Genomic DNA, 15,006 nt, shown 5'->3' on the forward strand with positions numbered 1-15,006 from the left:
GATGGACGTCCTGGTCTGCGTGAAGCGCGTCCCGGCGGTCGGCGCGGAGATCCTGCTGACCGCGGACGGGACGGCGATCGACACCCGCCACCTCGGCTTCACCATCGGGCCGCACGAGGAGTGCGCGGTCGAGGAGGCGGTGCGCATCGCCGAGCGCACCGGAGGCTCGGCGGGCGTGCTCACCGTCGGTCCGCCCGAGACCGAGGAGCAGCTGCGCTACGCGCTGTCGATGGGTGCCGACCACGCCGTCCGGGTCGACACCCCCGAGACCGACCCGGATCCCGAGGCCACCGCCGCGGCCGTGACGGGCGCGCTGGGCGAGCTGCCGCCCTACGACCTCGTCCTGTTCGGCGAGGCCTCGGCGGACGCCGGGCACGCGCAGGTCGGGTTCCGGGTCGCCTGCGCGCTGCGGCGGCCGGTCGTCGGCGGGGTGAAGGGGATCGACCTCGACGGTGACCGGGTGCTCCTGCGCCGCGAGTCGCCCGAGGGCGTCGAGGTGCACGAGGCGCCGCTGCCGGCCGTCGCCGCCGTGCTGGAGGGGCTCAACCTGCCCCGTTATCCGACGATCAAGGGTCGGTTGCGGGCGAAGAAGGCGCCGATCCGCGTCCTGGACGGCCCGGGAGCGACCGGCGGGCTGCGGACCCTGCGGCTGCGCCACCGGCCCGAGGCGCGGGCGCGGACCGTGGTGCTGGGCCACGGGGCCGCGGCGGCACCGGCGGTCGTGGACGTGCTCGCCGAGCTGGGGATCGTGCCCTGAGGGAGATGGTGCACTGATGGTGCTGGTCGTGGTCGAGAGGGACGGCGACGGGACGCTGACCGAGGACTCCGCCGAGGTCCTCGCCGCCGCACGGGACCTCGCCGAGTCCCTCGGCGTCCCGGTCGGGGCCGTCGCGGTGGGGGAGCCGGGGGAGCTCCCCGACGACCTCGTCAAGCGGGGCGTCGGGCGCCTCCACCTCCTGGCACACGAGCTGCTCACCGACGGGTCGCCGGCATGTCTGGGGGAGGCGCTCGCCGGGCTCGTGGCCGACCTGCGCCCCGCGGCCGTGCTCGCCCCGAGCACCGACCGGAGCACCGAGGCGATGGCGTGGGCCGCCGCGGAGCTGGGGATGCCGCTGGCCACGGCATGCACGGAGATCCGCCCCGGGGACGACGGCCCCTGGGAGGTCACCCGGGAGCGGGCGGGCGGGGTCCTGCTCGAGGACGCGGCCCTGACCGCGCCGATCCGGCTGTGCACGCTGCGCCCCGGGAGCCCGTCGCCGAGCGAGACGGCCGCGGCCGACGAGATGACGGTGCACGTCGTCGTGCCGGAGCTGCGGGCCTCGGTGCCGCGGGCCCGGCTGGTCGAGCGCCGGGAGCGCGCCGCCGGGATGACGCTGACCACCGCCCCGGTGGTGGTCGCGGGCGGGCGCGGGGTCGGCAGCTCCGAGGGCTACGCGGTGCTCGAGGAGCTGGCCGGTCTCGTCGGCGGGGCCGTCGGGTGCTCGCGGGTCGCCACCAACAACGGCTGGCGCCCCCACGCCGACCAGGTCGGGCTCACCGGCACCCGGATCAGCCCGGACCTCTACGTCGCCTGCGGGATCAGCGGCGCCACCCAGCACTGGGTCGGCTGCATGAACGCCCGGTCGATCCTGGCGGTGAACACCGATCCCGAGGCGCCCATGGTCACGCGCGCGACGTGGGCGGTGATCGGCGACGTGCACGAGGTGCTGCCGGCCGTGGTCGACGAGATCCGGCGGCGATCCGGACGCTGACCGTCGGCCCGATCGCGGTCGGGGCCGCTCGCGAGGTGGCGGTGTCGGCGGGGTTACCGTGGAGGTCGTGTCCGCGTATCCGCCTCCCCGCCCGCCCGGGCGTGGCCAGGGCTCTCCACCGCCGCGACGCGGCGGCCGGGCCGTCCGCGTCGACCCCGTGCTCGTCGAGATCGCGGCCGGGCTCGTGTGGCTCGCGGTGGGCACCCTGGGCCTCGGGGCCGACGGGGTCGGCACGCTGATCCTCGCGATCGGCATCGCCGTCGCCATCGGCATCGGGGTGGAGAACCGCCGCCGGGGGCCGCGCCCGTTCGACACCTCGCGCTCCACCGAGGTCCTGCGCCTCGCCGCCGGCGTCGTCGTCATCGTGATCGTGGCGTCCATCGTGCTGGGTCTGCTCAGCGCCTCGGACCTCCTGCCGGGCCTGGCGCTGGTGCTCACCGGCGCGGCGTTCGTGCTGCTCAGTCGCTCCACCGGCCAGCGGCCCACGCGCTGGCTGGGCTTCCTGCTCGTCGGCGCGGGCCTGCTCTCGGCGCTGATCTCGACGATGGCGGCCGGCGGCTTCGTGTCGCAGGGCCTGCTCGGGCTGCTCGCGGGCGTCGTCATCCTGCTCTCCGCGGCCGACCGCGTGGGCCTCGTGGAGATGTTGAGGGACCGATGACCGAGCCCGCCGTCACCCCGGAGACCCCGGACCCCGGGACCGCTCCGGGGCCGGTGCTCACGCTCTCGCCGCGCGGCTCCCGCCGCACGCGGCCCGCGCAGCACCTCGCGGACCTCGACACCGAGGGCCGCCGCGCCGCGGTCGCCGAGCTGGGGATGCCGGCCTTCCGCGCCGACCAGCTCTCGCGCCACTACTTCACGCGCCTCGAGAGCGACCCGGCGACGATGACCGACCTGCCCGCCGCGGCGCGCGAGACGCTCGGGCCTGCGCTGCTGCCCTCGCTGCTCACCCCCACCTGGGAGCAGGACTGTGACGGCGGCACCACCCGCAAGACGCTGTGGCGCGCCAACGACGGGGCGCTCGTCGAGAGCGTGCTCATGGGCTACACGGACCGCGCCACCGTCTGCATCTCCAGCCAGGCCGGCTGCGGCATGGCGTGCCCGTTCTGCGCCACCGGCCAGAACGGCCTGGAGCGCAACCTGTCGACCGCCGAGATCGTCGAACAGGTCCGCTCCGCGGCCGCCGTCGTGCGCTCCGGCGGGCTGGGCGCGAACCTCAGCCGGCTGTCGAACGTCGTCTTCATGGGCATGGGCGAGCCGCTGGCGAACTACCGCCGCGTCGTCGACGCCGTGCACCGCCTCTGCGACGCCCCACCCGCGGGGCTCGGGCTCTCGCAGCGCTCGGTCACCGTCTCGACGGTGGGTCTCGTGCCGGCGATCCACCGCCTCGCCGAGGAGAACCTGCAGGTGACGCTGGCGGTGTCGCTGCACACCCCGGACGACGAGCTGCGCGACACCCTGGTGCCGGTCAACACCCGCTGGCCGGTGGCCGACGTGTTCGCCGCCGCCCGGCACTACGCCGACGTCACCGGACGCCGCGTCTCCATCGAGTACGCGCTGATCCGCGACGTGAACGACCAGCCGTGGCGCGCCGACCTGCTGGCCAAGCTGGCGTCGAAGCACCTCGGCCGGTTGGTCCACGTCAACCTCATCCCGCTCAATCCGACGCCGGGCAGCAAGTGGGACGCGAGCCCCGCGCCGGTGCAGGCGGAGTTCCTGCGGCGCGTGCGCGAGGGCGGCGTGGCGTGCACGGTGCGCGACACCCGCGGCCGTGAGATCGCCGCCGCCTGCGGGCAGCTCGCGGCCACCGCACGGCCATGAGCCCGGCCGCGAGTCCGGCCATGAGTCCGGCCATGAGTCCGGCGTGACCTGGCAGGTCCACCGGCTCGCGCCCGCACTCGCGGAGGGCGCGCCGGACGCGGACACCGCGACCTGGATCCGGGCCATGATGGCGGCGTTCCTCGGGCCCCGGCCCGGGCCCGAGGAGATGGCAACAATCGCGGCGTCGTTCGCCGGGCAGCGGCTGCGCGGGGTGTACGAGACCGCCGACACGTCCCCGGTGGCCACCCTGCGCTCGTGGGACACGGCGATGACGGTGCCGGGCGGCGAGGTGGCCGCCGACGCGATCAGCTCGATCGGCGTCCGCGCCACGCACCGCCGCCGTGGCCTGCTGCGGGCGCTCCTCGTCGACGACCTCGCCGAGGCGGTGCGCGCCGGCACCCCGGTCGCGGCGCTCACGTCCACGCAGGGCTCGCTCTACGAGCGCTTCGGGTTCGGGCTCGCCGCCTGGACGCGGTCGCTCACGCTGGACACCCGCGCGGCCCGGTTCCGCGACGCGGCGCCGACCGGCCGCCTCCGGATGCTCGACCCCTCGGGCTTCGCCCCGGTCGCCGGGCCCATCCAGGACCGTGCCCGGCGTCGGCACCCGGGCTCGATGGACCGGTCCGCCCCGTCGTGGCACGCGCTGATCACCGGGGGCGTGTACGACAGCTCGCCCCGCTCCGCGGTCGCCTGGGCCGACGCGACCGGCCGGCCCGCCGGCTACGTCGTCTACGGAGTGGCCGAGTCCTGGTGGGGCACCGGTTCCGCGACGCTCGCCGTGCACGACCTGCAGGCGACGACCCCGGAGTCCTACCGCGAGCTGTGGCGACACCTGGCCTCGCTCGACCTCGTCGGTGAGGTGGGGTGGGCGAACGCCTCACTCGACGAACCGCTCCCGTGGCTGCTCACCGACCACCGCGCGGTGAGCTCCGGCGGGCCGCGCGACATGCTCTGGCTGCGCGTCCTCGACGTCCCGGCCGCGCTGGGGGCCCGCCGCTACCCCGTCACCGACCGGATCGTGCTGCGCGTGCACGACCCCGACCGCCACGCCTCGGGCTGCTGGGCGCTCGACACCACCGACCAGGTCACCCCGGCGGTGACCGCCACGACCGATACGCCCGACGTCGAGATGGACGCCGCGGCACTCGGATCGCTCTACCTCGGGGGCGTCGATCCCCGGGTCCTCGCCCGGGCCGGGCGGCTCTCCGAGCACAGCCCCGGCGCCGCCGGCCGCCTCGCCCGGCTCTTCGCCGCGCCCGGCGTGCCCTGGAACGGCATCCGCTTCTGACTACGATCGCCGCTGTGGCGAGCGAACGCTTCGGCCCGTACCGGATCGAGGGGATGATCGGGCGCGGCTCGATGGGCGAGGTGCACCGGGCCACCGACCTGCGCAAGGAGCGCACGGTCGCGCTCAAGCGCCTCTCCGTCGCCCACAGCGGCGACGAGGGGTTCGCCACACGCTTCCGGCGCGAGGCCGAGATGACCGCCCGGCTGCACGAGCCGCACGTCATCCCGATCCACGACTACGGCGAGATCGACGGGCAGCTCTACCTGGACATGCGCCTCGTCGAGGGCATCGACCTCAGTGGCGCGATCGCCGGCTCCGGGCCGCTCGACCCGCAGCGGGCGGTCGCGGTCGTCGAGCAGGTCGCGGCGGCGCTCGACGCCGCCCACCGCGCCGCGCTGATCCACCGCGACGTCAAGCCCTCGAACATCCTGCTGGCGCAGCCGGAGGGGTCGGGGCCCGAGTTCGCCTATCTCATCGACTTCGGGATCGCGGCGAGCCTGCGCGACTCCCGCCTCACCGAGCAGAGCACGCTGATCGGCACCGCCGCCTACATGGCGCCCGAACGGTTCATGCCGGGGGCGGGCGGCGACCACCGCGTCGACGTCTACGCCCTGGGCTGCGTGCTGCACGAGACGCTGGTGGGCAAGCAGCCGTTCCCGTCCGGGAGCATCCACCAGCTGATGCACGCCCACGTCCACGAGCCGGCGCCGCGACCCGGCAGCTTGCGCGCCGGTCTGCCGCAGGCGCTCGACGAGGTCGTCGCCACGGCCATGGCCAAGGACCCCGACCAGCGCTACCAGCGCGCGGGCGAGCTCGCCGCCGCCGCGCGCGCGGCGATCTCGGGCGTCGGGGCGGTGATCCCGGGGTCCCCGAGCTCGCCCACGATCCCGGGAGCGGGCGGGAAGGGTGGGTCGGGCGGGGTGGCCGGCCCCGGCGGGGTGACCGGCTCGGCTGCGGTGCCCGACCGGTCGGACTCGACCGACGAGTTCGCGCGCCCGGCCCTCTCGGGCACGAAGCCCGGGACGAAGCCAGGGACGAAGCCGGGTACGGCCCCGGGGACGCAGGCACCGCCACCGTCCTCCGCGCCGTCCCGGCGGCCCCGGCTGTGGCTGGTCGCCGCGGTCGTGCTGGCGCTGCTCGTGCTCGGCGGCACGGGCTACCTGCTCGCCCGGGACTACCTGCCCGCCGGCCAGGCCGCCCCTCCCGGGCCGGCCGCCGCCCGGCTGCCCGACGGCCTCGTCGGGACGTGGAACGGCACCCAGAACGAGCCGGCCTCGGGACGCGACTTCGGGGTCCGCGTCGACCTGAGGGCGGGGGCGGTCGGCGAGCGCGTGGGGGAGATGTCGTTCTCCGTCTTCGACTGCCGGTTCGACCTGGTCCTCCTCAGCGTCCAGGGCACCACCGACATGGCGGCCCGGCCGGTCGCGGGCCCGTGCACCGAGGGCGTCGTGCGCGCCACCGAGGCCGGGCCGGACCGGTTCACCTACGAGACCCTCGCCGGCGACCGGGTCGTCGCGACCGGGGACCTCACGCGGGGCTGAGAGGGCGGGGTCTCCTCGGGAGAGCTCAGACCTCGGGCGGCTCGTCGGGCACGCCCCCGTCGCGCTCGGCCCACTCGAGCAGGGCGCGCAGGTCGAACACCGACTCGTCGATGCCGGCCGTCAGGTCGCCGACCTCGGTGTAGCGGGCGGGCATCGTCGCGATCGTGAAGTCGCCCGGCTCGGCGTCGGGGACCTCGTCCCAGCGCAACGGCGCCGACACCCGCGCCTCCGGCGTCCCGCGCACCGAGTAGGCCGAGGCGATCGTGTGGTCGCGGGTGTTCTGGTTCCAGTCGAGGAAGACCGTCCCGGGCTCGCGGTCCTTGCGCCACCACGCGGTCGTCACCAGGTCCGGCGCGCGGCGCTCGACCTCGCGGGCGAACGCGAGCGCCGCCCGGCGCACCTCGGTGAACGAGTGCTCGGGGCGGATGCGCACGTAGATGTGCAGGCCCTTGCCGCCCGAGGTCTTCGGGAACCCGACGGCGCCGAGGTCGTCGAGCACCTCCCGGGCGACCGCGGCCACGCGGCGCACGGTCGGGAACTCGACGTCGGGCATGGGGTCGAGGTCGATGCGCCACTCGTCGGGGGACTCGACGTCGGTCGCGCGGCTGTTCCACGGATGGAACTCCACGGTCGACATCTGCACGGCCCAGATCACGTCGGCGGGGCTGGTGACGCACAGCTCGTCGGCGGTGCGGTTGTAGCGCGGGAAGTGGACGCGCACGGTGCGCACCCAGTCCGGGGCGCCCTTGGGGAGGCGCTTCTGGTGGACCTTCTCGCCGTCGGTGCCGGTGGGGAAGCGGTGCATCATGCAGGGCCGTTCCCGCAGCGCCCGGACGATGCCGTCGGAGACGGCGAGGTAGTACCGGGCGAGATCGAGTTTGGTTTCTCCGCGCGCCGAGAAGTACACCCTGTCGGGGTTGGTGAGGCGCACGGTCCGTCCGTCGACCTCGATCTCCGCGGCCTCGGTCACGGCGGCACGATACTCCCGGAGCGGACGGAGGCTCATGACCAAGCGCATCGTGGTGATCGGCGGGGACGCCACCGGCATGTCGGCGGCGTCCACGGCGCTGCGCCACGCCGGTCACGGCGCCCTCGAGGTCGTCGTGCTCGAGCGGGGTCACTACACCTCGTACTCGGCGTGCGGCATCCCCTACTGGATCGCCGGGGACGTCGCCAGCCGTGACGAGCTGATCGCCCGCACTCCCGAGCAGCACCGTGAGGCCGGGATCGACCTGCGGATGCGCACCGAGGCGACGGCGATCGACCTCGACAAGCGGTCGGTGAGCGTGCGCGGCGTCGACGACGGCGACACCTACGAGCTCGGGTACGACGAGCTGGTCATCGCCACCGGCGCGGTGCCGACCGTGCCGCCGCTGGAGGGCTCCGAGGCCGAGGGCATCTTCGGCGTGCAGTCGCTGGAGCAGGGCGAGCAGATCGTGAAGGATCTGGGCGACGGGGACCGCCGGCGCGCCGTGGTCGTCGGTGCGGGCTACATCGGTGTCGAGATGGCCGAGGCGATGGTCACCCGCGGGCTCGAGACCACGATCATCGACCAGGCGCCCGAGCCGTTCACCCAGGTCGACCCCGACATGGGCGCGCTGATCCACGAGGCCATGGAGGGCATGGGCATCACGGTGCTCACCGGCGTCTCGGTCGACGGCTTCGACGTCGGCGAGGACGGGCGGGTGCGCGCGGTGCGTGCCGGCGACACCGTGCTCCCCGCCGATATCGTGATCATCGGTCTCGGGGTGAAGCCGAACGCGTCCCTCGCGGCCGACGCGGGGCTGACGATCGGCGCCTCGGGCGGCATCACCACCGATGTGCGGATGCAGGCCGCGCCGGGCGTGTGGGCGGGCGGCGACTGCGTCGAGGTCCACCACCGCCTCTCGGGCAAGCCCGTCCACATCGCGCTCGGCACCCACGCCAACAAGCACGGCCGGATCATCGGCACGAACGTCGCCGGCGGCTACGGCGCGTTCCCCGGCGTGATCGGGACGGCGATCAGCAAGGTCTGTTCGCTGGAGATCGGGCGCACCGGGCTCGGGGAGTCCGAGGCGGACGCCGCGGGCTTCGGCTACGTCACCGCCACCGTCGAGTCGACGACGACGGCCGGCTACTGGCCGGGCGCCGAGATGATGACGGTCAAGGTGCTCGCCGAGCAGCGCACCGGCCGGCTCCTGGGCGCCCAGATCGTGGGCCGCGAGGGGTCGGCGAAGCGGATCGACGTCTTCGCCACGGCGATCTGGAACGGCATGACCGTCGAGGAGATGACGTTCATGGACCTCTCCTACGCCCCGCCGTTCTCGCCGGTCTGGGACGCCGTTCTCGTCGCTGCCCGCAAGGCCGCCAAGGAGGTCCAGGCCGCCGTCCCGGCCTCACCGGTCTGACGGGCGAAGCCCTCGTGAGCCCCATCAGCCGACGTGGACCGCGGGGCGCTGGTTGCGGTCGGGCTCGGCCTCGCGGAGCACCTCGCGCGTCACCGGGGCCACCTCGCCGACGCCGAAGAGCAGATAGCGGGCGATGTTGGTGGCCGGGCTGCCCTCGTCCCACTCGAAGTAGACGTGCGGCACGCGTCCGGTGAGGTCGCGCAGGTGCAGCAGGAGCGCCGCGATGGCGTTGGGCACCGTGGCGCTGCGGGCGCGCAGGATCCGGTAGCCGTGGCGCTCCTCGCCGAGCACGTACAGCTCGGACTCGAAGTTCGAGGGGTCGTCCACGGTGATCTCGACGAAGATCACCACGTCGCCGGACGGGATGTGGTGGTCGGCGCGCTCCTCGAGCTCCTTCTCCTCGTACTCCCGCTTGTCGCGCCGGCCCGGCTCGTTGGCCACCAGCCGGATCGTCGCCTCCGGGTCCTCCTCGTGGGCCTCGCGGACGATCCGGCGGGCGGTCTTGTCGAGGTGCACCCCGGTGATCCGGAGCTCGGTGCTCCGCAGCGCCCGCGAGGCGAAGGACACGATGAAGATCGCCGCCACGAAGAGCAGGCCGATCTTGAGGCCCTCGGGACGCTCGATCATGTTCGCCACGGTGGTGTAGACGAAGACGACGGCGATGATCCCGAAGCCGACCGTCGCCGCCTTCTGGCCCTTGTGCCGGGCCGAGAGGGTCACCGCGATCGACGCCGACGTGATGAGCACCAGGACGCCGGTGGCGTAGGCGCCGCTCTGCGCGTCGACGCTCGCGTCGAAGATGACCGTGATGAGGATGCCGAGGGTCGTGAACACCAGCACCATCGGGCGCACGGCGCGCGCCCAGTTCGGCGCCATGCCGTAGCGCGGCAGGTACCGGGGGACGAGGTTGAGCAACCCCGCCATCGCCGACGCCCCGGCGAACCACAGGATCGTGATGGTCGACAGGTCGTAGGCCGTGCCGATGACCTCGCCGAACTGCTCGTGGGCCAGGTATGCGAGCGCCCGCCCGTTGGCCTGGCCGTCGGGCCCGAACTGCTCGAGCGGGATGAGCAGCGTCGTCACGAAGCTCGACGTGATGAGGAAACCGCTCATGATCAGGGCGGCGGTGGTGAGCAGCTTGCGGGCGCCGGCGATGCGTCCCTCGGGGTGCTTCTCCGTGTCGCCCTCGGCGCCCTTGACCAGCGGCATGACCGCGACCCCGGTCTCGAACCCGGACAGGCCCAGCGCGAGCTTGGGGAACACCACGAGGGCGATCGCGACGACGACCAGCGGGTTGCCGTGCTGGGTGAGCAGGGCGTCGCTCCAGTCGGCGATGACCACCGGCTCGGTGAACACCCGGTACAGCGCGCCGGACACCACCACGAGGTTGAGCAGCAGGAACGTGGCCACGACGACCACGGCGATGCCGACGGCCTCGGCGAAGCCCATGAGGAAGACGACGCCGAGCAGGACGACGAGCGCGCAGGTCAGCGGCACCTCCCACCCGTGCAGCGCGCTGCCGACCAGGGGGTTCTCGACGATGTGTGCGGTGGCGTCGGCGGTCGAGAGGGTGATGGTGATGAGGAAGTCGGTGACCGCGAAGCCCAGCAGCACGAGCACCAGGAGCTTCGACCACCAGTACGAGAGCAGCCGCTCGAGCATGGCCACCGAGCCCTCGCCGTGCGGGCTCTCGCGGGCGACGCGCCGGTAGACCGGCAGCGCCCCTGCGAGCGTGACCACCACGAGGACGAGTGTCGCGATCGGCGAGATCAGCCCGGCGGCGACGACGGCGACGGCCGGCTGGTAGCCCAGTGTCGAGAAGTAGTCGACGCCCGTGAGGCACATGACGCGCCACCACGGCTTCCCGTGGGACGTCTCCCGCGGCCGCGCGTGGGGCCCGGAGTAGTGGGCGCTGCGGTCGGCCAGGCCGTCGAGCATCCATCGTCGCAGGGACGACGGCTCCCGACGCTGCTCCGGCGGTGCCGGCGGGGCGCTCACCGCCGCCAGGACGTCCGGGCGCGGATGATCGAGCCGAGCGACAGCGCGAAGAAGCCGATCGCGAGGACGACCAGCCAGATGTCCTCCTGGGCGCCCACGTGGTTGCCCCAGAGCATGATGAGCAGGATCGCCGCGACCAGGAAGCCCGCGAACCGGGCCAGCTTCGGGTAGTGCCCGTGCCAGCCCCACTCCACCGAGGGCTCGTCGTCCGAGGACACACCGTTGACCACCACGGCCTCGTGGTCGTGGTGCGCGACTCCGCCGCCGCGCTCCTGCTTGGCAGGGCTGTTCGAGGCCACGGCGCACTCCTGTCGTCTCGCTCGTCCGGGCGCGCCCAACCTACCGTCCCGGGCCCGCGCCCGTGATGATGAGCCGCGATGAGCACACCGTCCGGGTCCACCTCCGAGCCTCGCAGGCTCGTCCTCCTGGGCTCCACCGGATCGATCGGCACCCAGGCCCTCGACATCGTGCGGGCCCATCCCGAGCGCTTCGTCGTCACCGGGCTCGCCGCCGGTGGCGGCCGTCCCGACCTGCTCGCCCAGCAGGCCGCCGAGTTCGGGGTGCCGACGCTCGCCGTGGCCGACCCGGCGGCCGCGCCGGACCTGCGGGAGCGCACGGGTGCCGACGTCCTCGCCGGCCCGGAGGCGGCCGCCGAGCTGGCCGGCTCGGGCGCCGACGTCGTGCTCAACGCCATGGACGGCTCGCGCGGCCTGGCCCCGACGCTCGCCGCGCTCGCCGCGGGCTCGACGCTCGCGCTTGCCAACAAGGAGTCGCTGGTGGCCGGGGGGCCGCTGGTGACGCGCACGGCGACCCCCGGCCAGCTCGTCCCGGTGGACTCCGAGCACTCCGCGCTCGCGCAGTGCCTGCGGGGAGGCCGCGCGGAGGAGGTCGGGCGCCTGGTGCTGACCGCCTCGGGCGGCCCGTTCCGCGGACGATCCCGCGGCGAGCTCGCCGGCGTCACCGTCGACCAGGCGCTGGCCCACCCCACGTGGGCGATGGGGCCGGTGGTGACGCTGAACTCCTCGACGCTGGTCAACAAGGGGCTCGAGCTGATCGAGGCCCACCTGCTGTTCGGCGTGCCCTACGAGCGCATCGACGTCGTCGTCCACCCGCAGTCGATGATCCACTCGATGGTCACGTTCGTGGACGGCGCGACGATCGCCCAGGTCAGCCCGCCCGACATGCACATGCCGATCGCGCTCGCGCTCGCCTGGCCCGAGCGTCTCGCCGGCGCGAGCCGTCCCGAGACGTTCGCCGACCCGACGAGCTGGACCTTCGAACCCGTCGACGCCCACACGTTCCCCGCCCTCGACCTCGCCCGCGCCGCGGGCAGCGCCGGGGGATGCCTGCCCGCGGTGTACAACGCCGCGAACGAGGAGGCCGTCGCCGCCTTCCTCGCCGGTCGCTGCGCCTGGACCGGCATCGACGAGACGCTCGCCGCGGTGCTCGACGACGCGGGGGAGTGGGTGGTCGACCCGGGCACCGTCGCCGACGTCCTCGCCGCGGAGGACTGGGCCCGCACCCGGGCCCGCGAGCGCCTCGTGCCGGTGCCCTGAGCGGTGGCGTGAACGGCGTCCCGACCCGGGGCGCCCACGCAGGGCACATCCCCGGCCGTCTACCGTCCTGACCCGTGATGCTCGTCCTGGGGATCGTGCTCTTCGCGCTGGGTCTGCTGTTCTCCATCGCGTGGCACGAGCTCGGCCACTACACGGCGGCCCGGCGGTTCGGCATCCGCGTGCCCGAGTTCATGGTCGGGTTCGGGCCCACGGTGCTCTCGGTGAAGAAGGGCGAGACCCGCTTCGGCCTGAAGGCCGTCCCGCTCGGCGGCTACATCCGGATGATCGGGATGATCCCGCCCGCCCCGGGCGAGCGCATCGGCCGCAGCCGCCGATCGGGGCCGTTCCAGGGGATGGTCGACGACGTCCGCGCCGACTCGGTGCGCGACTTCGAGCCCGGCGACGAGGACCGCCAGTTCTGGACCCGCAAGCCCTGGCAGCGGATCATCGTCATGCTCGCCGGGCCGTTCATGAACCTGATCCTGGCGATCGTCCTATTCGCGATCGTGCTCATGGGCTTCGGTGTCGCGACCCCGCAGCCGGTGGTCAACGCCGTGAGCGAGTGCGTCGTCCCGGCCTCGTCGCAGACCGGTCCCGGCTGCCCCCCGGGCGCGCCCCCGACGCCCGCCGCGCAGGCGGGCTTCCTGCCCGGCGACCGCATCGTGAGCTTCGCCGGCCAGACCTACCCGGACTGGCCGAGCCTGCAGCGCGCCATCCGCGACGCGCGCGGCACCGTGCCCGTGGTCGTCGACCGCAACGGCACCGAGCTCACGCTGTACCCGACGCTGATCGAGAACCAGGTGCCCGACCTGGACACCCCACTCGGCGCCGACCCGCGCTACATCACCGCGTCGTTCCTCGGCCTCGAGCCGATCCAGCCGGTGATGCGCCAGACCGTGGGGCAGGTCACCGAGCGCATGGGGGAGATGCTCGAGGGCTCCGTCTACGCGATCGCGCGCCTGCCCGAGAAGGTGCCGGCGCTGTTCGGGGCCGTGTTCCTCGGCGAGGAGCGCGAGGTCAACGGCCCGGTGAGCCTCGTCGGCGTGTCGGTCATGGGCGGCCAGGTGCTCGAGCAGGAGCGCCCGGTGGCGGTCGAGATCTCGATCTTCCTCAACCTGCTCGCCGCGGTGAACCTGTCGCTGTGCCTGCTCAACCTGCTGCCGATCCTGCCGCTCGACGGCGGGCACGTGCTGCCGGCCCTGTGGGAGGCGGTCAAGAAGCGCATCGCGCGGCTGCGGGGGCGCCCCGACCCCGGCCCGGTCGACCTCGCCCGCCTGATGCCGATCGGCGTCGGGTTCGCGGCGGTGATCATGGCCTACGGCCTGCTGGTGATCGTGGCCGACATCGTCAACCCGATCGACCTGGGGTTGTAGCTCACTCCCGGCGTGGCGCGGCCCACCGGCAGGCACCGCCGCGCTGTAGGACACTGGACGGGTCAGGTCCTCCAGCACGGGAGAGAGATGACCATCGATCTCGGCCTGCCCGAAGCCCCCGCGGTGCTCGCGCCCCGGCGCAGGACCCGCCAGCTCGACGTGGGCGGCGTCGCTGTGGGCAGCGACCACCCGGTGTCGGTCCAGTCGATGACCACCACGCTGACCTCCGACGTCAACGCCACCCTCCAGCAGATCGCCGAGCTCACCGCGGCCGGCTGCGACATCGTCCGCGTCGCCGTGCCCTCGGCCGACGACGCCGAGGCGCTGCCGGCCATCGCGAAGAAGTCGAACATCCCGGTGATCGCCGACATCCACTTCCAGCCGAAGTACGTGTTCGCCGCGATCGACGCCGGCTGCGCGGCCGTCCGCGTGAACCCGGGCAACATCAAGAAGTTCGACGACAAGGTCGGCGAGATCGCGCGCGCCGCCAAGGACGCGGGCACCCCGATCCGCATCGGCGTCAACGCAGGCTCGCTCGAGCCCGGGATCATGGCGAAGTACGGCAAGGCGACGCCCGAGGCGCTCGTCGAGTCGGCGCTGTGGGAGGCGAGCCTCTTCGCCGAGCACGACTTCCACGACATCAAGATCTCGGTGAAGCACCACGACCCGGTGACCATGGTGCGCGCGTACGAGCTGCTCGCCGAGCAGTGCGACTACCCGCTGCACCTCGGCGTCACCGAGGCCGGGCCGACGTTCCAGGGGACGATCAAGTCCGCGACGGCGTTCGGCGCCCTGCTCAGCCGGGGCATCGGCGACACCATCCGCGTCTCGCTCTCGGCCCCGCCGATCGAGGAGGTCCGGGTCGGGCTCTCGATCCTCGAGTCGATGAACCTGCGCCCGCGCAAGCTCGAGATCGTCTCCTGCCCGTCCTGCGGGCGCGCCCAGGTCGACGTCTACAAGCTCGCCGACGAGGTGACCGCGGGGCTCGAGGGCATGGAGGTCCCGCTGCGCGTCGCCGTCATGGGCTGCGTCGTCAACGGCCCGGGCGAGGCCCGCGACGCCGACCTCGGCGTGGCGTCGGGCAACGGCAAGGGCCAGATCTTCGTCAAGGGCGAGGTCATCAAGACCGTGCCCGAGGCCCAGATCGTCGAGACCCTCATCGAGGAGGCCCTGCGCCTCGCCGAGGAGGCCGGCTCCGAGGAGGAGCTGGCCGGCGGCACCGCGGGCGGCACCCCCACCGTGACGGTGGGCTAGGTCGACCACTTCCGTGTCAGCGAAGTGCCGTCGCAGACGT

The 15,006-nt window shown here is 73.8% G+C and carries 13 protein-coding genes; 10 read left to right on the forward strand and 3 right to left on the reverse strand.

Features of this window, described 5'->3' with window-relative positions; translation table 11 throughout:
* Position 1: 1 nt before the first annotated feature.
* The 6 genes from PH189_RS12285 to PH189_RS12310 all read left to right on the forward strand — a co-directional run bounded on the left by PH189_RS12285 (position 2) and on the right by PH189_RS12310 (position 6,398).
* Positions 2-757, forward strand: coding sequence for an electron transfer flavoprotein subunit beta/FixA family protein (locus PH189_RS12285; protein WP_274189080.1), 756 nt, complete (start codon positions 2-4; stop codon positions 755-757).
* A 16-nt stretch (positions 758-773) separates the two neighbouring features.
* A complete protein-coding gene (locus PH189_RS12290) occupies positions 774-1,751 on the forward strand; it encodes an electron transfer flavoprotein subunit alpha/FixB family protein (protein ID WP_274189081.1) in 978 nt (325 codons plus the stop codon).
* 67 nt (positions 1,752-1,818) lie between these two features.
* Positions 1,819-2,409 carry a hypothetical protein gene (locus PH189_RS12295; RefSeq protein WP_274189082.1) on the forward strand — a complete coding sequence of 197 codons (591 nt, stop codon included), beginning with the start codon at positions 1,819-1,821 and terminating at the stop codon, positions 2,407-2,409.
* Positions 2,406-3,569 (forward strand): dual-specificity RNA methyltransferase RlmN, encoded by a 1,164-nt coding sequence (gene rlmN, locus PH189_RS12300; RefSeq protein ID WP_274189083.1) that lies wholly within the window; start codon positions 2,406-2,408, stop codon positions 3,567-3,569. The genes PH189_RS12295 and rlmN overlap by 4 nt, the downstream gene beginning before the upstream one ends.
* A 43-nt stretch (positions 3,570-3,612) precedes the next feature.
* On the forward strand, positions 3,613-4,857 hold the full coding sequence (locus PH189_RS12305) for a GNAT family N-acetyltransferase (protein WP_274189084.1): 1,245 nt from the start codon (positions 3,613-3,615) through the stop codon (positions 4,855-4,857).
* A 14-nt stretch (positions 4,858-4,871) separates the two neighbouring features.
* Positions 4,872-6,398 (forward strand): serine/threonine-protein kinase, encoded by a 1,527-nt coding sequence (locus tag PH189_RS12310; protein WP_274189085.1) that lies wholly within the window; start codon positions 4,872-4,874, stop codon positions 6,396-6,398.
* A 25-nt stretch (positions 6,399-6,423) separates the two neighbouring features.
* Here the strand turns inward: PH189_RS12310 and ligD are convergent, their stop codons facing one another.
* Positions 6,424-7,404, reverse strand: coding sequence for a non-homologous end-joining DNA ligase (gene ligD / locus PH189_RS12315; RefSeq protein ID WP_378015019.1), 981 nt, complete (start codon positions 7,402-7,404; stop codon positions 6,424-6,426).
* Here ligD and PH189_RS12320 point away from each other — a divergent pair.
* Positions 7,403-8,785 carry an FAD-dependent oxidoreductase gene (locus PH189_RS12320; RefSeq protein ID WP_274189087.1) on the forward strand — a complete coding sequence of 461 codons (1,383 nt, stop codon included), beginning with the start codon at positions 7,403-7,405 and terminating at the stop codon, positions 8,783-8,785. The two genes, ligD and PH189_RS12320, sit on opposite strands and share 2 nt — an antisense overlap.
* Positions 8,786-8,809: 24 nt before the next feature.
* Here the strand turns inward: PH189_RS12320 and PH189_RS12325 are convergent, their stop codons facing one another.
* Positions 8,810-10,783, reverse strand: coding sequence for an APC family permease (locus PH189_RS12325; RefSeq protein ID WP_274189088.1), 1,974 nt, complete (start codon positions 10,781-10,783; stop codon positions 8,810-8,812).
* Positions 10,780-11,082 (reverse strand): DUF2631 domain-containing protein, encoded by a 303-nt coding sequence (locus tag PH189_RS12330; RefSeq protein WP_274189089.1) that lies wholly within the window; start codon positions 11,080-11,082, stop codon positions 10,780-10,782. Before PH189_RS12330 ends, PH189_RS12325 begins: the two co-directional genes overlap by 4 nt.
* A gap of 78 nt (positions 11,083-11,160) precedes the next feature.
* On the opposite strand from PH189_RS12330, the gene dxr reads away from it, so the two are divergent.
* The 3 genes from dxr (at position 11,161) to ispG (ending at position 14,966) form a co-directional block, all read left to right on the forward strand.
* Positions 11,161-12,339 (forward strand): 1-deoxy-D-xylulose-5-phosphate reductoisomerase, encoded by a 1,179-nt coding sequence (gene dxr / locus PH189_RS12335; protein WP_274189090.1) that lies wholly within the window; start codon positions 11,161-11,163, stop codon positions 12,337-12,339.
* A 77-nt stretch (positions 12,340-12,416) separates the two neighbouring features.
* On the forward strand, positions 12,417-13,712 hold the full coding sequence (locus PH189_RS12340; protein ID WP_274189315.1) for a M50 family metallopeptidase: 1,296 nt from the start codon (positions 12,417-12,419) through the stop codon (positions 13,710-13,712).
* Between the two features lie 87 nt (positions 13,713-13,799).
* The gene (gene ispG / locus PH189_RS12345; RefSeq protein ID WP_274189091.1) at positions 13,800-14,966 is read left to right on the forward strand and encodes a flavodoxin-dependent (E)-4-hydroxy-3-methylbut-2-enyl-diphosphate synthase; all 1,167 of its coding nucleotides are present in this window, start codon (positions 13,800-13,802) and stop codon (positions 14,964-14,966) included.
* The last annotated feature ends 40 nt before the right edge of the window (positions 14,967-15,006 follow it).

This window comes from Actinomycetospora chibensis, from assembly GCF_028737215.1.
In the GTDB taxonomy this organism is placed as follows: domain Bacteria; phylum Actinomycetota; class Actinomycetes; order Mycobacteriales; family Pseudonocardiaceae; genus Actinomycetospora; species Actinomycetospora chibensis.